We start from the raw sequence: 18,976 nt of genomic DNA on the forward strand, positions 1-18,976 counted from the left end.
GAGCAAAATGGGGGCATGCGGCACCGACCGCACTCCTTCGGGCGAGGCCGGGCCGCGCGGATCGGATCGGACCAGATCGGAGGAGACGAGTCATGGCCAATGTCTCGCATCACGCCGGTGACATCAGCGGCCATCCCGACGCGTCGGAGATGCGCGCCCGCTACGACCGTGTGCTGGGTGGCCGCGACGTCGCCCTGGTGGACGGGCCGGTGTTCCTGCTCGGCCTCTACTGCGCCGTCTCGCCGTGGATACTGCACTACACGTCGAGCCAGCCGGCTCTGGCGACCCACAACCTGATCATGGGCATCGCGATCGCGCTGCTGGCGCTCGGGTTCACCGTCACACCGGAACGGATGTACGGCCTCAGCTGGGCGATCTGCGCCATGGGCGCCTGGCTGGTCATCTCGCCGTGGATCGTCGGCACCAGCCCGGACACCGGCGTCGTGGTCAACAGCATCATCATGGGCGCGCTCGCCGTGGTCCTCGGGGCCGTGTGCGTGCTCACCACCACCAGAGACAGCGGGAGGTGACGGAGCCGGACCCCCGGCCCGGCACGAACGGCCCGCGCCCGGCCCGCCGTCCACGGGCCGGGCGCGGGCCGTCGCGAGTTCCGGAGCAGCCGGGCGCCGACGCGGTGTTCCGGCGCCGGGACCGGGTCAGCCGACCTCCCGGCCCCGCCCCTCCCAGTACGGGCGGCGCAGCTTGTACTTCTGCAGCTTGCCGGTGGCGGTCCGCGCCAGCCGGTCGCGGAACTCGACCGAGGTCGGCGCCTTGAACCCGGCGAGGCGCTCCTTGCAGTATCCGATCAGCTCCTCCTCGGTCGCCGACGCGCCGGGCGCGAGCACCACCAGGGCCAGCACGGTCTCGCCCCACTTCTCGTCGGGCACACCGATCACGGCGACCTCGGTGACGGCGGGATGGCCGAAGAGGGTGTCCTCGACCTCGATGGAGGACACGTTCTCGCCGCCGGTGATGATCACGTCCTTCTTCCGGTCGCTGATGGTCAGGTAGCCGTCCGGCCCGATCGAGCCGCCGTCCCCGGTGTGGAACCAGCCGCCGGCCAGCGCGCGTTCGGTCTCCCGCGGCTGCTGCCAGTAGCCCTGGAGGACCACGTTGGGGTCGGACCTTCGGGCCGGCCACCCGGACTTCGACGCCGACCGCGACCGCCTTCTGCACGCCCTCGGGCTTGCCACCATCTCCGAGGAGGAGGCTGCCGCCCGCCTGGCTGTGGCTGCACGCACGGCCCCGGACTACGTGCCGCGCGCACTGGACGAGGATCATCTGCCGTACGAGATTCTGCTTCCGAGCGGCCCTGCATAGCGAACCCGGCGCTTGACGTCAGTACCGGGCGATGACCTGTCGCAGGTCCGTGCCCAGGAGGTCCTCTAGCGCCTGGATGCCGGCTGGTGGTAGTGGCAGCTCGCCTTCTGGATCTGTGGTTACGAGGCTGTACCTGGCGAAACCCGCAGCCCAGACGTAGTCGAGGGCGTTCAAGTCCGTCTGGGCGGAGCAACAGGGCACCGTCACGGCAAGTGAGTCGAAATAGCCGTCTGGAAGGGCTGCCGCGTCCATCGCGTTGCCCCACCAGTCTTCGATGTCGGAGCCGCACACGGGGCACCGAACACCGCACCAGTTCTCGCCGGGGTCGATGAAGGCTGCGCCGGGGATGTCCCAGACGTCATAACCGCCCAGCGCTTCAGGAGCCAGTTGCTGTAGCTGGGCCTGCGCAGCCTCGCTCGCGGCCGACGCAGGCGAAAAGTGCGGATCCTTGGGTATGAGGTGAAGCAGCGTGATGCTCACGCTGCCGACCAGCCGTCCAGCGAGACCTCCGAGCCGTCATTCAGGTAGTGGTGGAGGGCACTGGCAGTGGTATCCACAAACGCCTCGGGGATGGCGTTGGCGTCGACCCAGCGGACCTGAGAGTGCTTGCGGGGTTCGCGGTTTTCGGGTTCGCCCGTCCAGTCGTGGGCGGCGAACACGACCGTGAGGAAGCCGTTGGGGGCTTCGACGCCCCAGGCGCCGTGGATGATGTGGGCGACCTTGAGGGACTCCGCCTTCACCGTGAGGCCGGTCTCTTCGTAGAGCTCGCGTACGGCGGTCTCGGTGATGGGCTCGCCCGGCTCACTCTTACCGACGGGGAGGTCCCACATGCCCTGGGCGAACTTGGCGTTCTCGCTGCGCTGGAGGAGGACGACGCGGCCCTTGGCCTTGTCGTGGACGATGACGGCCGCGACCAGCAGGGTCATGGATTCGAGCGCCGGCTTCAGAGCCTTCGGCTGATCGTCGGTCTGCTGGGCCACGGGAGTTCCCTTCGTCGGACGGGTTGTCGGGCATGTTAGGCGAGCGCTTCGCGGGCGCGGCGGGCGAGATCGGCAGCACCGGGAACGCGGCGGCGCTGGTAGATCGCGAGCGTGGAGCGGATCGATGTGATCGCCTTGCGGGTGCGATCGGAGGTCATGCCCTCCATAAGGACCAGGGCCTGGGTCCATGCGGCCACGGCTTCGTCGGCGCGGGCCTGGGCGGCGAGGCTGTCGCCGAGGTCTGCATGGGTGAGGGCGTGGACGCGTTTGTACTTCGCGGGATCCCAGCGGGTGAGGGCGTCGCGGTGCTGCTGTTCGGTGCCGATGTGGTCGGCGAGGTCGGTCAGGGTGCGGGCGGTGTGGCTGGCCACGGTGCCGGCGGCCGGGCCACTTACGCGGGAGTAGCTGGGCTGGGGGCCGTCGTCCCGTAGGAGGGCGTCTTCGGCGGCGAGCAGGGCGCGAGCGGCCGACGGGTTCTCGTCGGTGGCGGCGTAGGCGCGGGCATGGGTGATGTGGAGGAGTGCCTCGGTCTGGCCGTCGACGTGGCCGAGACCCGTGCGGAGGGCGCCTTCGACGAGGTCGACGCAGTGGTGCGGCTGTTTGAGGCTCAGGGCCTGGTGGGCGAGGGCGCGCATCATCCAAGCGGCGTGGCCGCGGGGGTCGGCTTCGCAGGCGAGCTTGTAGCCGACCTGGTAGTAGCGCTGGGCGGCGCCTTCCTGGCCGAGGTCGTGGTGCTTCCACCCTGCGAGGTAGGCGAGTTCGGCGACAGCGCTGAAGGCGGCCCGTCGTAAGGCTTCACTGGGGAAGCGTCCGCGCAGCATGGGGGCGGCGGTGTCGGCGAGGTACGCGGTGACGGTGGTCAGGCCGTGCCCGCCGCCGAGGCGCTCGTCGGCGACGCTGAAGGCCGCGGTGATCTGGCGTACGACGTCCACGTCCTCCGCACCGATCAGGGACGTGCCGGTGCGGGCGCGGAGCATGCGGGCGGTGGCTTCGTGGTCGTATCCGAGAGGCATGGCGACGCCCGCGGTGGTGAAGGCCGCGATGGCGAGGAAGCGGCGGCGCTCGACGTCGGCGCGGCCCAGGTCGGTGACCGCGAGGACGGGGTCAGATTCCGCCGGCTCCTCGGCATCACCGACGAGCAGGCCGATATCGGTACGGGTGACCGTACGTCCCGCTCGGCGGGACAGCGCCTCGGCCAGGTACTGACCTACCCGGCCCGACGGGGCGCGGGTGCCGTTCACCCAGTGCGAGATGGCCGACTTGTTGGTCTGGAGGATCTCGCCGTTCTCGGCGGCGATGCGCCGCACGTCTCGGGCAAGGGCCTCGTAGGTGCAGCCGACCGCGTCGATGGCGTCGCGCAGGCGGGAGTTGGGTTCTCGCTGCGCCGCCACGATCGCCTCCGCCCTGGAGTTGTAAACCGCGTATACCGCTTCAACTGCCTTCCACCGTACCCACTGAGCGTGACCACCGGTTCACTTATCAGCAGCTGCCCGGAACGGCGCGACCGTGATCCAGGCTCCCCCTTGGTCCGGGCGGCTCCCCGAAGTTCCGTACGCCCACACCAGGCTCGGGCATTCCTGTGCCCGAACCCGGCCGATCAGAGACGGAGACACGGTGACCACCATCGACACCACGACCATCACGGTCGAGCTGCCCGAGGCATTCGACCCGCGCTGGAGCCGCCTGCCCGGCATCCAGGTCGACGGCCGGCGCATCACCATCGACCCGGCCGAGTACTTCTTCCGCTTCGAGTCGAACACCTGGCTCGTCGCCGACTGGGAGCTGGTCAAGTCCCAGCTCCTGGAGGTGGACGAGACGACCGAGAGCGCGGTCGAGCAGCTCGCGCTCGACTTCATCAAGCAGCACAGCGAGTCCACCTCCGACGCCGCCCGCGTCCTGGCCACCGCGTACGAGGTGTACGCGTACCTCTTCCGTGAGGAGCACCTGGCCGGCCTCGGCCTGCCGCAGATCACCGCCGACCACCTGCGGATGCTCCGCGAGGCCGCCACGCTCATGGCGCTCAACAAGGTCGAGCTGGACGGGCACATCTCCAACGTCGGCCCGTGCTGGTTCTTCCCCGCCGCCACCTCCGTCGTCTTCGACCTGGACGACGAGATGGGCGGGATGCTCGACGAGGTCTACCACGGCGGCTGGTTCAACGAGCACCGTCGCATCGAGTCCATCAAGGCCCACGCCGCCCTGGGCGGACGGCTCGTGCACGGCTGCCAGTCCGTGCCGGACCAGTCCGGCGGCGTGGTCGCGCCCTACGGTGCCTCGATGACGAACTTCCGCGACGACCTCGCCGCGTTCAAGGCGGGCTGGATCGAGCAGGTCTACGCCCACCGCGTGAACCCCGCCGCGTAACCCACCATCCGATCAGGCTCCGGGGCTGGCCGGCATCTCTCGCCCGCCCCGGAAGCCACCCCCCCCTTCCCGGAGCCCTCTCGTGACCACAAACCCCAGCGCCGAACTCCTCGACAACCTGCTCACCGCGACCGGCCAGACCACCGCCGTACGGGAGGAGGTACGCGTGTGGTCCATGTCCGGCGTCGAGCGCGTGACCTTCCCCGCCGGCACCACGGCCATCTTCAAGTACGCCAAGAAGCCCTTCGACAGCGAGGACCAGGCACTCCGCCTCGCCCACACCCTCGGCGTACCCGTCCCCCAGGTCCACGCCTCCGCCATCCTCGACGGCTGGCTCGGCATGCTCATGGAGGACCTCGGTCCCTCCGTCCGCGAGGCCGATGACCTCGACGGCGTCGCCGCGGTCGTCATTCTGCACGGCGCCCGTACAGCTCCTCCCTTGCCCGTCCTCGACCAGGACAGGCTGCGGACGCTGCCCGCCCGGGCGCTGGAGCACCTCGAACGGCTGCGCAAGGCCGACCGGTGGCAGGACGCCGACGACGTCGAGGACGCGCTCGACCGGATTGCCGGGGCCGCCGAAGCCCGCTCGGCCGGAGCAACGCTGGAACCCTTCGGCTGGGTGCACTCCGAGTTCCACCCCACCAGCCTCCACATCGGCGAGCGCGGCTGGCGGCTCCTTGACTTCGCCCGCGCCTTCACCGGCCCCGGCCTGCTCGACCTCGCCAGCTGGCACGGCACCATCGAGCCCCCGCACCCCGTACGCCTGCGCGTCTTCCTGGAGCAGTACGTCACCGCCGGCGGCACCCCCGACGCCCTCGCACCGCGCGGCGGGCTCACCGCCGAGAACTGGGCCCTGGGCTGGCACCGCATGTGGGCCGTCGAGTGGTTCATGGAGCAGGCCATCCGCTGGATCGACGAGCCGGCCACCGACCCCGCCTACATCAAGTCCGTCCGCCGCCACCTCACCGACGTGCTCCACCTCCTGGAGATCTGACGTGCTCGCCCAGGCATCCCCCTGGCACGTCCACGCGCTCCAGCGCACCGCCGCCGGCCTCGCCGAACCCCTCTCCGTACCCGCCCGGATGGAATGGACCACGAGGCCCAGCCAAGGTCCCGGAGCCGACGCCTTCGGCCCCGACCTGCGCGGCAAGCGACTCCTGGAACTCGGCTGCGGCCCCGGCCACAACGCCGCCCACCTCGCCACCCGCCACGGCGCTCACGTCACCGGCGTCGACCTGGTCGGGCTTCAGGTCCGCCGCGCCCGCTCCCACTACGGACGGCTGAACAACCTCACCTTCGTCGCCGGCCACGCACTGCACTACCTGCACGCCTCCGACGAGCAGTTCGACGCGATCTATTCCGTCTTCGGGGCCGTCGGGCTTGTCGCGCCCGAGCTCCTGCTACCGGCCATTGCCCAGCGCCTCACGCCCGGCCGGGTGCTCGCCTTCTCCGTCCCGCACCCGCAGCGCGGCGGCCGAAGCCCTTCCGGCGACGACCGGCCCCGCCGCGATCACGTGACCCTCCCCGACCGCACCCGGCTCCCCATCGCCCGCTGGGAGTTCGATACCGACCGCTGGGAGAAGCACCTCAGCCAGGCCGGTTTCTGGCTCGCCTCGGCCCAGGAGTTCCACGACCCCCGCATGGGCCATTGGCCCACCACCCTGTTGATCCGCGCCCGCAAGCTCTGACCAGCCATTTGCCCCGGCTCCCCCTGGAGGAACCGATGCGCCCGCCCTACCTGCTTCTCGACATCGACGGCGTCCTCATACCCTTCCCCAACGCGGACGGCTCGACCCCGGCCACCCACGCCCGCCACGACGTCGTCCCCACCGGTCGCAGCGCCGACAACCCGGTCACCGTCTGGCTCGACCCTGCCCACGGCCCCATCCTTATGGACGTGATCCGCACCGGCCTGATCACCCCGGTCTGGTGCACCAGCTGGCGCCAGGACGCCACCACCCTCATCGGCCCGCTCCTCGGCCTTCCAACCCTGCCGTACGTCGATCTCCCGCGTCCGGAGATCACCACCAGCCGCCCCAACGGCTACCTGTGGAAGCGCGACCACGTCGACGCCTGGCTGGGCGACGCCCCCGCCGTCTGGATCGACGACGACTTCACCGACCTCGACCACGCGTGGGCGGCAGAGCGCACTGCCAAGGGAACGGCGACCCTCCTCGTGCAGCCCGACCCACACCACGGGTTGCAACCCGAGCACCTGATCGAGGTCACGTCGTGGGTCGCGCGACTAGCCACAGCCCGCGCCGCCTGATGGCTGATGCCCTCGCTGCCACGGCAGCAAGGGCATCAGGATGAACCTCGGGGACCGACCACCAGGCTGCCTGTGGAGTCGGGACCAACTCGGACGGTGCCGACTGCCCTGCCGGTTCTACGGATCGACTGGCCGAGAAACGTGTCTACCTCCGCAGGTGCGGCGTCGAGGAAGCATGCTCCGGTCGAAGAGGGCGAGCGCCGCTTGGGGGTCCATCCGGCCCACTCCAGCATCCCGGTGTGGGCAGGGCAACCGGATATCGGTGCCCCCGGCCCGCCCGGCGGCAGGGGCGGGCCCCGCGGCCTCGCGAACCTCGGCGCGCTGCCACGGCCGCCGGCGCGGCAACGCGGCTGCCCTGCCCCCCCCCCCCCGCGCCCCGGCGCGTCGTCCCACCCGCCCTGCGCGCGCGGCCCGTTCGTCCCCACCCAGGGGCCCGGGCCCGCCCCCCTTCGGGGCGCGCGATACGTTCGATCCGGCTCGGACCGCAGGCCGGGCCCCACGAACGTCCGGAGCGGAGGGGCATGCGCGAGGAAGCGATCGTCGAGGCGGCCGCCGGAGTGCATCTGGTGCACGGCAGCGACACCAACTGGGTGGTGCTGAGCGAGGGTGCGTCGGTCACCCTGGTCGACACCGGCTACCCCGGCGACCGCGAGGACCTGCTGGCGTCGCTGGCGGCCCTCGGCCACCGGCCCGAGGACGTCACCGCCGTCCTCGTCACCCACGCGCACACCGACCACCTCGGCTCGGCCGAGTTCCTGAACCGCTCCTTCGGCACACCCGTCCTGCTGCACGAGCAGGAAGTGCCGCACGCCCGGCGCGAGTTCCTCCATCAGGTGGGCATCGGCGCGGTGCTGCGCCAGGCGTGGCGCCCCGGGGTGCTGCCGTGGGCGGTGCGCGCCCTGCGCTCGGGCGGGACGGCGGACGTGAGGGTGACCCGGCCGGAGGCGCTGCCCCCGGCGGGACCGCTGGACCTGCCCGGGCGTCCGGTTCCGGTGCACACCCCCGGCCACACCGGCGGCCACTGCGCCTACCACCTGCCGGACGCCGGTGTGCTGATCTCCGGGGACGCGCTGGTCAGTGGTCACCCGACCTCGCGGACTCGGGGCCCGCACCTGCTGCCCGCGATGTTCCACACCGCGCGAGCCGCCGCACTGGACTCACTGCGGCGCATCGAGGGCCTGGACGCCGACGTCCTGCTGCCGGGGCACGGGGCACCGCACCGCGGCCCGGCGAGCCCGCGAACTCGCCGGCTGACCCACCCGACGCCGCCCGCGCCCGGCATCCGTGCGCCGGGGCCGGCGTACGAGGGTGCCGGGTCCGCAACGGTCCGGTTCCTCACCCGTCGTGGCGGTCGTCCTCGCGCGGACGCGTCCCGCGGGCACCGCGAGGCGCCCGCCCGCCGGTGGAGTCGGCCCCGCCCGGGGAGGCAACCCACCGTCGGCGGTGGGTCGGCTGCATGCCGGACGGCGGGTACGGGGCGATCAACTCCCTCCCGTGCGCCTCGGGTGGACGCGCGAAGGGCGACGGGAACCCGCTGTCCGTTCCCGGGCCGGACCGGACTCAGCCGAGTCCGCGATGGGCGGCCCACAGCGTCCCGGCCCGGTCGGCCGCGCCGGCGATCAGCGCCGCCAGTCCGGGTTCGTCGGGGATCGGGAAGGAGACGTACGCGCCCCGGCCCCCGGCGACGGGTCGGCCATAGGCCTTGGCGGCGAGGCGACCGTCCGGGAGAAGCCGGATGTTGAGTGTGGTCAGCCGGAACTCCTCCCCGCGTCGCGTGTCCGTCCAGCGGAGTGCGTCCGGGATCGTGACGTTGACCGCCAGAGCGCTCACGTCCAGTTCGTCGCCGTCCATGGGCGGATGCTCTCACGCGCCCCGCGCGGACGTCGTCCGAGCCGGGGCGGGCAGCGTGGTCACGGCTCGGACGGCACGCCGGTGCCGTGACCGGACGGGTTCGCCGGACGGCTCGCGGTGTCCGGTGCGGTGCAGCCCGGTAGCGGCGTACGGCGTCGAGACTGCCGTCGTCGCACCCGGACTCGCCACCGCAGCACTCGCACAGGACGAACAGGGGCAGCAGCGCACGGCGGAGCGTCTCCCGCGTACGGGATGTGCTCGGGTGACGCGACGACGCGGCGCGGTGCCGTGCCGGGCGTCGCGAGCCGGTGAACCCGTCCGGTCAGGGCACTAGCCCAGCTCCAGCGTGGTCACCCCGTACACCCGCTCGGCCGCGAAGGGCCGGACCGGGCCCGTATACATGCGGGCCGTCTCGAACGACGGGGCGAGGCCGAACCCCTCGACGAGGGCGACCGCCGGGGCGTTGGTCTCGGGCACGTCGAGGGCGACCGCCCGACCGGCGGCTTCCTCGGCCAGCGCGGCGTGCAGCGCCCGGGCGTCGTCGGCGGTGTCGGCGAACAGCGGTCCGACGCGCAGTGTGTCGCGCGCCGGGCGGAGCACGGCGTACCCGGTGAGCCGGCCGTCGCCGCCGTGCCGGACGACGGTGCGGTGGCCCGGGGTGGTGAGCCACGCGGCAAGGAAGCCGGGGCGGTCGGCCGGGACGCACCGGCTGTCGTAGGCGGCGATCGCCGCGTGGTCGGCGGGCACGGCCCGTCGGACGCCCGGCGCCTCCCCGCCCCCGGGCAGCACCCCGGCGAACCGGAGGGTGCGGTGGGCAAGCCGGAAGCCGGACCTGCGGTAGGCGTCCTGCTGGGCGACCACGCCGTCGAGCCCGACGGTCCGTTTGCCGGCGTGCGCGAGGGCCGTCCTCCAGGTGGCGAGACCGTAGCCGTTGCCCCGTGCCCCGGGGCGCACGAGGTAGAAGCCGAGGAAGGCGTAGGCGGCGCCGTAGCGGACCACCGAGACGGCCGAGACGGGCTCCCCGTCGATGCGGCCGAGAAAGAATCCCCCGGGGTCCTGGGCGAAGAAGGCCGCCCCGTCGTGGAGACCGGGGTTCCACCCCTCGTCGGCGGCCCAGCCGGTGACCACGGTCCAGTCCTCGGGCCGGGCCCGCGCGACCAGTAGGCCGGCCGGCCGTGCTGAGTTCGCCACGTCGCTCCCGGGTGTGCGGGGAAGGGGGTGCGCCGGACGACGGCGCCTCCCCCATCCTCGCCGATCTCCGCGCCGCCGACACGGGCGCGCCCCCACGGGGGAGGGATTCCGGCCGGTCCGGGCGGCACCCGGCGCACCGGTCCGCGGGGCGGAGGTGCCGCCGGTCCGTACCCGCGTGGACCGGCGGGAGGGGCAACGCACCGGGCCCGATACGCGCGTCACCACACGCGGTGAGCGGCTGCGCGTCCGGGCCCGGGAGGAGGCCCCACCAGTCGGCCGTCCGGTGGGGCCGATGTCCGCGCCGCGTGGTTCAGCGGACCGAGGCCGGCCGGTACCGGCGGAACATGATCGCACCGCCCAGCAGCATGGCCGCGCTCGCCGCGACGGCGGGCATCATCCCGTCCGCGCCGGTGTGGGCGAGCGCGGCCCGGGTGCTCTCCATCGTCCGCACGTCGCCCGGGGCGGCCGGCACGGCGCGCCCGGGGTGCTCGGCCTCGGGGGCGGGCGGCTTCGGGGCCGGGGCGGCGGGGCGCGCGGGCTCGGGCCGCTCCACGGGGGTGTTGGCGGACTCGTTGCCGGCGGAGGCGTTGCCGAGGCCGACCACGGTGACCGCGTTGCCACTCACGTTGACCGGGAGGTCCACCGGGAGCTGGAGGCCGTTGCCGGAGAGCAGGCCGGGCGAGTCCTGGGCGGCGCCGTGCGCGACCGCGCCCCCCGCGTTCCCCCGGCCGGCGGTCTTCCCGTGCCGCGTGTCCGCGCCCCCGTGCGACGCGGGGGCGGTGCTCCGCCGGGTTCCGGAGGTCCGGGCGGCCGGGCCGCCGCCGTCGTTGGCGCAGCGATTGCCGGCGGCCGGGTTGAGCAGGCCGACGACGTTCACCGTGTTCCCGCAGACGTTCACCGGAACGTGGACGGGGAGCTGGACGGTGTTGCCGGAGATCACTCCGGGCGAACCCGCCGAGGCGCCGTCCGCCGAGGAGTCGGCGTGGGCCGGCACGGTCGCGGCCAGCGCGCCCGAGGCGGCGGCCGCGAAGATCAAACCATTTCGGGTCACCCGTTTCATGGGTTCACTGCCTTCCAGACGAGATCACGGGCACTCACCCGCACTGCCTAAAACGCATGAGACCCATCCGAGTTATGGCTAAACGGTCTTTCACCCCATCGAGCGTCACGGATATCGAACTGCCCGTGCCACCCGAACGAGGCACGGGGTCGGGCAGCGTAGGCCCCGCCGGACACCCTCGCACGCCCGGTGGTCCGGACGTGTCCGCCCGGAGGCGTGCCCGAGCGGCCCCGCCTATCGTGAGCCGGGGGGTGCGCCGGTCCACCGCAGGGCGACCCTGGAGGCTTGCATGCTGTCCACGCACCAACGCTGCGCGGTCGTGGCGACCGCGGCGGCGACGCTGACGCTGCTGGCGGCGGGGCTGCCGACGACGGCGACCGCCGAGGACCCCTCCCTGTCCCGCTTCTACCGGCAGAAGGTGACCTGGGCGGCCTGCGACGGCGAGGGCATGCCCAAGGACCTCCAGTGCGGCAAGGTCACCGTCCCGCTCGACTACTCCCGGCCGGACGGCGGCACCCTGGACCTGGCCCTGGCCCGCTACCGGGCGACGGGCACCTCCCGGGGGTCGGTGCTGCTGAACTTCGGCGGCCCCGGCGGAGCGGGGATACCCCAGCTCGCCCTGGGCGGCAAGGACTTCATGGGCCTGACCAACGGCTACGACGTCGTCACCTTCGACCCGCGCGGGGTGGGCCGCTCTTCCCCTGTCAGCTGCGGCGAGGGGGTCGACGACATCGCCCAGGCCACCGACGACGGTGCGGACGGCACCGACAGCGCCTCGGTGAGGTCGGCCCTGGAGGCGGTGAAGAGGGCGGCGGGCGAGTGCGCCCGGCACTCGGGACCGGTCCTCCCCCACATCGGCACGGTCGACGCCTCCCGCGACATGGACGTCATACGCCAGGCACTGGGCGACAAGAAGCTCAACTACCTCGGCTTCTCCTACGGAACGCGGCTGGGCGCGGTGTACGCGGCGCAGTTTCCGCAGAAGCGGGGACGGATGGTCCTCGACGGCGTCGACACGCTGACCGAGCCGATCGCCGAGCAGGGCCTGGCCGGCGCCGAGGGGCAGCAGACGGCGCTGGACGACTTCATCACCTGGTGCGCGCAGAACATGGCCTGCCCCTTCGGACAGGACGCGCGCGGCGCGCGGGAGCAGGTGGTCCAGCTGGTCCGCTCGCTCGACGACGAGCCCGTACCGTCGGACTACGGCCAGGAGTTCTCCGGACAGGACCTGGTCGGAGCGATCAGCCAGGCGCTGTACAGCAAGGAGATGTGGCCCTCCCTGGAGCAGGCGCTGAGCCTGCTCGTCCAGGACGGCGACACCCACGGCCTGAACCAGCTCGGCGGCGGCGCCTCGCTGCCGGACGTCGCGGCACCCGTGCGCAAGACGGCGGCCGGCGACCGGGCCTCCCGGGGCGGGCGCAGGCACAGCGGGCTCGTGGACGACGAGGAAGTCCCCCTGGACAACCTTCCGGCGGCTCTGATGGCGATCAACTGCGCCGACGACCCGGACCGTCCGAGCGCCCGGGAGATCACCCGCGACATGAGCCGGCTGCGCGCCGCCTACGAGGAGGCGTCGCCGGTCTTCGGCCGGTACCGGCTCACCCAGGTGCTGATGTGCTACGGGCGCCCCAAGGGCACGGAGTACATCCGCGAGGACGTCCGGGACGTGAAGGGCCCGAAGCTGCTGCTCGTGGGAACCCGGGGGGACCCCGCGACGCCGTACCGCTGGACGGAGGAGACCGCCGAGCGGCTCGGCTCCGCGGCGGTCGTGCTCGACAACAAGGGCGAGGGGCACACCGGGTACGCCTCCTCCAAGTGCGTGCACCGGAAGGTCGACGACTACCTGCTGTACGGCTCCCTGCCGGACAGCGGCAGCTCCTGCGGCCCGGAGGACACCGACGGCTGACGCCGCCGGCGGGCCGGACCCGGCGCACGGACGCGCCGCGCGCCCCGGACCCGGCGCCGCGGCCCCGGTCCCCCGGACGGCGCACGCCGGTGCGCCGGGTCCGGCCCGGACAGGAGGCGGGCCCGCACCGGGCGGGGGACGGCCGGCACCGGCGGCCGGCGTTCCTCCCGGTCGGCGGTCCGCCGCCCGATGGGTTTGACTCGCAGGGTGCGCCGGATGCTCTCGCTGCTGCTCGTCGCCCTCGGCGCGGCCGGGGCGCTGTTCCTCGCGGGCACCGTCACGGCCTGGTGGTGGTGCGCGGCGGGCCCCCTGCTGGCGCTGAGCGCGCTCGGCGTCCGGGACCTGCTCCAGCGCCGCGACTCCCTGCTGCGCGCCTATCCGCTCGTCGGGCACCTGCCCTTCGTGCCGGTGGGGGTGCGCCACGAGCCGCGGGCGCACACCGCCGGGCCCGCCGACGGAGACGGGGACGGGCCGGGCGACGGCGGACCCGGCGCTCTCGTCCGCACCGGGCCACGGCGCGTCGGGCCCGGGGAACGGTCCGCCGCCGAACGGGACGTGTACCGCGAAGGACACGAGTACCTGGAGCCGTCGATGCGTCCGGCAGAGGTGCCGCGGGAGCCGCCGGTGGTCCGTGTCGGCGGCCCCGACTGCACGCAGCCGTACGACATGGCCCTGCTGAACGTCTCCGCGATGAGCTTCGGCGCCCTGTCCGCGAACGCGATCCTGGCGCTGAACAGAGGTGCGGCGCTCGGGGGGTTCGCGCACGACACCGGCGAGGGCGGCCTGACCGAGTACCACCTGCGGGGCGGCGGCGACCTCGTCTGGGAGATCGGCACCGGGTATTTCGGCTGCCGCACCCCCGAAGGGGACTTCGAGGCACGGGAGTTCGCCGACAAGGCGGCGCTGCCCGAGGTCAAGTGCGTGTCGCTGAAACTGTCGCAGGGGGCGGCGCCGGGCGGCGGCGGTGTGCTGCCGGGGGTGAAGGTGAGCGCGGAGATCGCGCGGGCCCGCGGGGTGCCGGAGGGCGCCACCGTGGTGTCACCGGCGTCCCACCGGGTCTTCTCGACGCCCCGCGAACTGGTGCTCTTCCTCGCCCGGATGCGGGAGCTGGCGGGCGGCAAGCCGACCGGCATCAAGCTGTGCGTCGGCTCGCGGCGCCAGTTCCTGGCGGTCTGCAAGGCCATGCTCGCCGAGGGCGTGACGCCCGACTTCGTGGTGGTGGACGGGGCGGAGGGCGGGACCGGGCAGGCTCCGGCGGAGTTCGCCGGCCGTCTCGGGACGCCGCTGACCGAGGGCCTGATCACCGTGCACAACGCGCTGGCCGGCAGCGGACTGCGCGAGCACATCCGGATCGGCGCGAGCGGCCGGGTGGCGACCGGTTCGGACATCGTCGGGCGGTTGGTGCAGGGGGCCGACTACACCAACGCCGCCCGGGCGATGATGGTGGCCGCCGGGTGTCTGCGGGCCCACCGCTGCCACACCGGCACCTGCCCGGTCGGCGTGGCCACCCAGGACCCGCGCCGGGTCCGCGCGCTCGACGTGGCCGACAAGTCCGCCCGGGTGTACCGCTACCAGCGGGCCGCCGTGCTCGGCGCGAGTCGGATCATGGCCGCGATGGGCGTGCGGAGCGCGGCCGAGCTCACGCCGCACCGGCTGCTGCGGCGCACCGGGCCGGCGGGCGTGGCGACGTACGCGGAGCTGTACGAGTGGCTGGCGCCCGGCGTGCTGCTCGCCGCGCCTCCTCCGCACTGGGCGGCGGACTGGGAGGCGGCCGACCCGGACACCTTCTGAGCCCGGCCGTCCCGTGCGGCGGACGGCGCCGTGGGCCCGGCCCGGCGCACGGCACCTCCGGCGCCCCGGGGCGGGCGGTGCGCCCGCTCGTCGCGCGGAGGCCACCGGCGCGGCGCCGGCGGTCCGGCCCGTGAGGGGTTCGGCGCGCGGACGGCGGGCGTTCGCCGCCCGGATCGGCCGGTGGCGGGTGGAGCGCCGCCGGCTGCCGGGTGGGAACCGCCCTGGCCGGAGGGATGCCACGCCGCCGTCCGCGACGGCGGCCCGCACGGGCGGGAGGTCGCGCCCGCGCGGTCGCCGGACGCTGCCCGGAGTCGGGAGCCGAGGTCCCGGTTCATGTCCGCCGGGGACGCCCGGGTGACGCGAAAGGCAGCGCCGGGATGCTGCGTCGGTGATCCCTCCGGCGCACAATCGGATCGCGGGAAGATCCGCATCGTCGCCGGAGAGGTGCGCAGCGCGTGAGCGAGTTGTTGGGTGTGGCCGTCCTGGGTGCCGGGCACATGGGGGCCGATCACGTGCGCCGGCTCGACCGGGCCGTGAGCGGGGCCCGGGTGGCCGCGGTGGCGGACCCGGACAGGGACCGGGCCGAGGAGGCGGCCGCGGGCATCGACGGGGTGTCGGTCCACGGCGAGGCGGAGGCGGCCCTCGACGCGCCGGGCGTGGAGGCGGTGCTGATCGCCTCCCCCGGTGAGGCCCACGAGGAGGCCCTGCTCGCGGCGTTCGCGCGCGGGCTCCCGGTGCTCTGCGAGAAGCCGCTGGTACCCGATGCGGCCGGGGCGCTGCGGGTGGTGGAGGCGGAGGCCCGGCTCGGCAGGCGTCTCGCCCAGGTGGGGTTCATGCGGCGGTACGACGCCGAGTACCAGCGGCTCAAGGCGCTGCTCGACAGCGGGCGGCTCGGCCGCCCGCTGATGCTGCACTGCACCCACCGCAACGTGGCCTCCCCGCCCGGCTTCAGCTCCGCGATGCTGGTGAACAGCTCGGTCTCGCACGAGATCGACGCGGCACGCTGGCTGCTGGGCCACGAGCTCACGGCCGTGACCGTGCTGCGCCCGCGTCCGGCGGGGGGCGCCCCCGCGGGCCTGCTCGATCCGCAGTTCCTCGTCTTCGAGACCTCCGGCGGCGCGCTGGTGGACGTCGAGATCTTCGTGAACTCGGGTTTCGGCTACCAGGTGGCGTGCGAGGCGGTCTGCGAGGACGGCACCGCGCGGGTCGGCGACGAACGCGCGCTGTCCGTCACGACCGCCGGCGGCCGGACCGAGGAGGTGGCGCGGGACTACCTGGTGCGCTTCGCCGACGCCTACGACCGCGAGGTGCGGGCGTGGGTGGACGCCACCCGGGCCGGGCGGGTCGCCGGGCCCGGCGTCTGGGACGGGTACGCGGCCTCCGCCGTCGCCGAGGCGGGGGTCCGGGCGCTGGAGACCGGAGACCGGGTCGCCGTGGACCTCGCCCCGCGTCCGGACCTCCCGGTGCACTGAACCCCGGCTCCGCGGACGCCGCCGAGCAGCCTCCGCCGCGCGCCGGGGCCCGGGAGGAACCGGCCGGACGCCGGGGCGAGCCGGCACCGCTGTTACGCACTGTTTCCTTTGCGATAGCATCTAACACCGCTGCCCGTCCCGGGTGGAGACCCCTCTCCCACGTGACACGAGAAGGTGACGGCATGGCCGCAGGCACCCCGACGGGCACGGGCCCGCGCGACCGGTTCCGCGCGCAGGTCCGGCAGGAGGTGAAGACCGCGGCGCTGCGCCAGCTCTCCGAGGGCGGCCCCGAGGCCCTGTCGCTCAACGCGATCGCCCGGCAGCTGGGAATGACGGGGCCGGCGCTCTATCGGTACTTCGCCAATCGCGACAGCCTCCTGACGGAGCTGGTCGTCGACGCCTACGGCGATCTCGCGGCGGAACTGGCCCGCACCGCCGCGGCATGCCCGGCGGACGCGGCGGGCCGCCTCGCGGAACTGGTCCGGGCCTACCGCGCCTGGGCGCGGGCCGAGCCGCACCGCTACCGCCTGCTGTTCCGGGCCCCCCTGCCGGGCTACGACGCGCAGTCGGACCCGCTGGTCGAGGCGTCCCGGCCCGCCATGACCGTGCTGCTCGACGCGGTGGGAGCGCTGGCGGACTCCGGCGCGGAGGTCCCGGAGGGCGCCGCGGCGGAGTTCCGCGCCTGGATGGAGCGCCACGGCTTCGAGGACGTGCCCGAGGCGGTGGCCGCGCGGTCCACGATGCTCTGGGCACAGCTGCACGGCCTGGTCGGTCTGGAGATCGAGGGCAACTTCGCGTCGATGGGCATCGATCCCGCGTTCCTCTACGCCACCGCGGTGACGGATTTCCTCCGGCCCTCCTGAACGACGGGCGGCCGGCGGGAGGGCCTGGCGGGGCGCACCGCACGGTCGTCCGAGGCGTCCGCCGCGGGCGGCGCTCAGCGGCGCGCACCACCCGCACACACGTCCCTCGAACGAGGGCGCGAGAGGCTGGTTCCAGTCCACTCGGTGCGGCTCAAGTCACGTACTCTGTCTACGACTTGGAGCGGCGAGCGAGTACCACATCGGGACGGGTCACCCACCCCGGGAGGACTGCGGCATATACCAGAAGCACCACCGTATCGGGTGTTGCCAAATCCCTTACAGCGCGTCGCGGGCTGTGCCACAGTCGTAGCGGTCCTTCCGTCAGCCCAGGTCGTACCGTCCCCGCATCGGAGTACGTCATGCCTCCCCATCTCTCTGCGGACCGCCCAGCCGCCCGGCCGTCACAGCACGGATCGGTCGACGCGCTCATCTCGCAGACGCGCCGGCTGCGCGGCGAGGTGGACGCCGTCAGACGTGAGGCGCCCGTCGACGACGAGGACCCCCGCGGCCGCTGGCAGCGCGCGCTGTGCACGCTGGCCCTGCACCAACTGAACGACCTCGACGAGCACTTGGCCCAGCTGCGGGAGGGCCCCCCGCCCGCGGCCGGCCCGTCGGCCGCCGGCGCCGCGACCGCGGCGCCGCCCGGGCCCGCCCCGTCGCCCTCGCGGGGGGCACTGCTGAGCCGGGTCGGCAGCGCGGAGTGGAACCTGCTGACGGACGAGGCGAGTTGGTCGGGAGAGCTGTACCGCATCCTCGGCCGGGACGCGGCCGCTCCCCCGCTCACCCTCGACGAGTTGCCGTCCCTCGTCCTCGACGAGGACCGGCCGATGCTCACGGCGATGGTCACGGACTGCCTGATCGACGCCAAGCCGATCGACGGGGAGTTCCGCGTCGTCCGGCCCGACGGCGACGTCCGGACGGTGCACATGATGGGCGAACCCGTCCTCGGCGCCGACGGCAGCACCGCGGCGATGTGGGCCGTCCTGCGCGATGTCAGCGAACTGCGCCGCACCGAGTGGACCGTGACCGACAGCCGCGACTCGCTGGAGCGCGGACAGCACCCGGCAGGGACCGGCCGGCCACCGGCGGCCGACCCCGACACGGCGTCCGGTCCACCGCCGCAGGACGTGTCGCGCAGCGAGCACCGGGCGACCGGACCCTTCGGCCTCGCCGCTCATCCCGCTCTCGCCCCGACCGCCGCACCGACCGGTGGCGACTGGTACGACGCCTTCGAACTACCGGACGGTGACGCCCTGTTGAGCGCCGGTTCGCTCTCCGGGCGGCTGGCGTCCGATCCGTCGGCACCGGCCATGCTGCGCGGAGCGCTGCGCGGCATGGCGGTGACGGGCACACAACCCGGTCAGCTCCTCTCCGGACTCGACCACCTGCTCGACACCGCTCCCCGGCCCGCTGCGCGCGCCACCGCCGACCCGGCCCACGGCAGCGCGGTCTGCTGCCGCTACCGGCCCGGAACAGGCACCCTCACCTGGGCCCGGACGGGCCCCTTCGCCCCGCTGCTGTTCCGCGACGGAACAGGACGGGCGCTGACCGGGCCGGACGGCGTTGCGCCCGGACACTCCCCGAGCGCCGGACCGGGACAGGCCGAGGAGACCCTCCGGGCCGGCGACGTACTCCTCCTCCACACCGCCGGACCGGCGCCGTCCCTCGGCGGCGGAGGCGAGGACCCCGCGGACACCGTCCGCGACCTGCTCCGCCTCGCACCCCGCCTGGGCGCGGCCCGCACGGCGCAGGACTGCCTCGGCATCGTCCTCCAGGAGTTCGGCACGACCGGGCGCGCGGACCGGGTCTGCGTGCTCGTCGTCACCGTCGGTCCCTGACCGGCCGCGTGGCGACCCGCCGGTCCCGCACCGGGGCCGCAGCCCCCATCCGTACCGTCGGCAGCCGGACC

The 18,976-nt window shown here is 73.8% G+C and carries 16 protein-coding genes and 2 pseudogenes; 11 read left to right on the top strand and 7 right to left on the bottom strand.

Annotation, left to right across the window (positions count from 1 at the left end):
* Positions 1-92: 92 nt before the first annotated feature.
* Positions 93-530 carry an SPW repeat protein gene (locus tag ACGFS9_RS03900; RefSeq protein ID WP_393250577.1) on the top strand — a complete coding sequence of 146 codons (438 nt, stop codon included), beginning with the start codon at positions 93-95 and terminating at the stop codon, positions 528-530.
* Between the two features lie 126 nt (positions 531-656).
* On the opposite strand, the pseudogene ACGFS9_RS03905 reads toward ACGFS9_RS03900, so the two are convergent.
* The 4 genes and pseudogenes from ACGFS9_RS03905 to ACGFS9_RS03920 all read right to left on the bottom strand — a co-directional run.
* Positions 657-1,229, bottom strand: a pseudogene (locus tag ACGFS9_RS03905) (AMP-dependent synthetase); the annotation flags it as partial.
* Between the two features lie 109 nt (positions 1,230-1,338).
* Positions 1,339-1,800: a hypothetical protein gene (locus ACGFS9_RS03910; RefSeq protein ID WP_393250579.1), complete on the bottom strand. Its 462-nt coding sequence runs from the start codon at positions 1,798-1,800 to the stop codon at positions 1,339-1,341.
* Positions 1,797-2,246, bottom strand: a complete 450-nt coding sequence (locus ACGFS9_RS03915) for an NUDIX domain-containing protein (protein WP_393250580.1) — start codon at positions 2,244-2,246, stop codon at positions 1,797-1,799. The genes ACGFS9_RS03910 and ACGFS9_RS03915 overlap by 4 nt, the downstream gene beginning before the upstream one ends.
* Positions 2,247-2,335: 89 nt before the next feature.
* Positions 2,336-3,691 (bottom strand): tetratricopeptide repeat protein, encoded by a 1,356-nt coding sequence (locus tag ACGFS9_RS03920; RefSeq protein WP_393250582.1) that lies wholly within the window; start codon positions 3,689-3,691, stop codon positions 2,336-2,338.
* 223 nt (positions 3,692-3,914) lie between these two features.
* Between ACGFS9_RS03920 and ACGFS9_RS03925 the strand changes: the two genes are divergently transcribed.
* The 5 genes and pseudogenes from ACGFS9_RS03925 to ACGFS9_RS03945 all read left to right on the top strand — a co-directional run.
* Positions 3,915-4,664: a hypothetical protein gene (locus ACGFS9_RS03925; protein WP_393250584.1), complete on the top strand. Its 750-nt coding sequence runs from the start codon at positions 3,915-3,917 to the stop codon at positions 4,662-4,664.
* Positions 4,665-4,746: 82 nt separating this feature from the next.
* Complete coding sequence (locus ACGFS9_RS03930) at positions 4,747-5,658, top strand: phosphotransferase family protein (protein WP_393250586.1); 912 nt, start codon at positions 4,747-4,749, stop codon at positions 5,656-5,658.
* 1 nt (position 5,659) lies between these two features.
* Positions 5,660-6,352 (top strand): class I SAM-dependent methyltransferase, encoded by a 693-nt coding sequence (locus tag ACGFS9_RS03935; protein WP_393250588.1) that lies wholly within the window; start codon positions 5,660-5,662, stop codon positions 6,350-6,352.
* 35 nt (positions 6,353-6,387) lie between these two features.
* Positions 6,388-6,933, top strand: a complete 546-nt coding sequence (locus ACGFS9_RS03940) for an HAD domain-containing protein (protein ID WP_393250590.1) — start codon at positions 6,388-6,390, stop codon at positions 6,931-6,933.
* A gap of 521 nt (positions 6,934-7,454) precedes the next feature.
* Positions 7,455-8,180, top strand: a pseudogene (locus ACGFS9_RS03945) (MBL fold metallo-hydrolase); the annotation flags it as partial.
* Between the two features lie 313 nt (positions 8,181-8,493).
* Here ACGFS9_RS03945 and ACGFS9_RS03950 read toward each other — a convergent pair.
* From ACGFS9_RS03950 to ACGFS9_RS03960, 3 genes are all read right to left on the bottom strand, one after another.
* Positions 8,494-8,784 carry a hypothetical protein gene (locus ACGFS9_RS03950; protein WP_393250592.1) on the bottom strand — a complete coding sequence of 97 codons (291 nt, stop codon included), beginning with the start codon at positions 8,782-8,784 and terminating at the stop codon, positions 8,494-8,496.
* Positions 8,785-9,114: 330 nt separating this feature from the next.
* Positions 9,115-9,975, bottom strand: coding sequence for a GNAT family N-acetyltransferase (locus tag ACGFS9_RS03955; protein ID WP_393250594.1), 861 nt, complete (start codon positions 9,973-9,975; stop codon positions 9,115-9,117).
* Positions 9,976-10,285: 310 nt separating this feature from the next.
* The gene (locus tag ACGFS9_RS03960; protein WP_393250596.1) at positions 10,286-11,035 is read right to left on the bottom strand and encodes a chaplin; all 750 of its coding nucleotides are present in this window, start codon (positions 11,033-11,035) and stop codon (positions 10,286-10,288) included.
* Positions 11,036-11,324: 289 nt separating this feature from the next.
* On the opposite strand from ACGFS9_RS03960, the gene ACGFS9_RS03965 reads away from it, so the two are divergent.
* The 5 genes from ACGFS9_RS03965 (at position 11,325) to ACGFS9_RS03985 (ending at position 18,905) form a co-directional block, all read left to right on the top strand.
* Complete coding sequence (locus tag ACGFS9_RS03965; protein WP_393250598.1) at positions 11,325-12,941, top strand: alpha/beta hydrolase; 1,617 nt, start codon at positions 11,325-11,327, stop codon at positions 12,939-12,941.
* A gap of 216 nt (positions 12,942-13,157) precedes the next feature.
* Positions 13,158-14,732: a glutamate synthase-related protein gene (locus ACGFS9_RS03970; protein ID WP_393250600.1), complete on the top strand. Its 1,575-nt coding sequence runs from the start codon at positions 13,158-13,160 to the stop codon at positions 14,730-14,732.
* A 455-nt stretch (positions 14,733-15,187) separates the two neighbouring features.
* Positions 15,188-16,204, top strand: a complete 1,017-nt coding sequence (locus ACGFS9_RS03975; protein WP_393250602.1) for a Gfo/Idh/MocA family protein — start codon at positions 15,188-15,190, stop codon at positions 16,202-16,204.
* Between the two features lie 182 nt (positions 16,205-16,386).
* Positions 16,387-17,067: a TetR/AcrR family transcriptional regulator gene (locus tag ACGFS9_RS03980; protein WP_393250604.1), complete on the top strand. Its 681-nt coding sequence runs from the start codon at positions 16,387-16,389 to the stop codon at positions 17,065-17,067.
* Between the two features lie 359 nt (positions 17,068-17,426).
* Complete coding sequence (locus ACGFS9_RS03985; RefSeq protein WP_393250606.1) at positions 17,427-18,905, top strand: SpoIIE family protein phosphatase; 1,479 nt, start codon at positions 17,427-17,429, stop codon at positions 18,903-18,905.
* The last annotated feature ends 71 nt before the right edge of the window (positions 18,906-18,976 follow it).

Origin of the sequence: Streptomyces sp. NPDC048566 (genome assembly GCF_043199735.1) — a bacterium.
GTDB lineage: Bacteria > Actinomycetota > Actinomycetes > Streptomycetales > Streptomycetaceae > Streptomyces.

Excerpts from the sequence above, each read along its gene's own strand:
- ACGFS9_RS03900 (WP_393250577.1), top strand. The coding sequence starts at position 93 with ATGGCCAATGTCTCGCATCACGCCGGTGACATCAGCGGCCATCCCGAC.
- ACGFS9_RS03915 (WP_393250580.1), bottom strand. The coding sequence starts at position 2,246 with ATGACCCTGCTGGTCGCGGCCGTCATCGTCCACGACAAGGCCAAGGGC.
- ACGFS9_RS03940 (WP_393250590.1), top strand. The coding sequence starts at position 6,388 with ATGCGCCCGCCCTACCTGCTTCTCGACATCGACGGCGTCCTCATACCC.
- ACGFS9_RS03950 (WP_393250592.1), bottom strand. The coding sequence starts at position 8,784 with ATGGACGGCGACGAACTGGACGTGAGCGCTCTGGCGGTCAACGTCACG.
- ACGFS9_RS03960 (WP_393250596.1), bottom strand. The coding sequence starts at position 11,035 with ATGAAACGGGTGACCCGAAATGGTTTGATCTTCGCGGCCGCCGCCTCG.
- ACGFS9_RS03965 (WP_393250598.1), top strand. The coding sequence starts at position 11,325 with ATGCTGTCCACGCACCAACGCTGCGCGGTCGTGGCGACCGCGGCGGCG.
- ACGFS9_RS03970 (WP_393250600.1), top strand. The coding sequence starts at position 13,158 with ATGCTCTCGCTGCTGCTCGTCGCCCTCGGCGCGGCCGGGGCGCTGTTC.
- ACGFS9_RS03980 (WP_393250604.1), top strand. The coding sequence starts at position 16,387 with ATGGCCGCAGGCACCCCGACGGGCACGGGCCCGCGCGACCGGTTCCGC.
- ACGFS9_RS03985 (WP_393250606.1), top strand. The coding sequence starts at position 17,427 with ATGCCTCCCCATCTCTCTGCGGACCGCCCAGCCGCCCGGCCGTCACAG.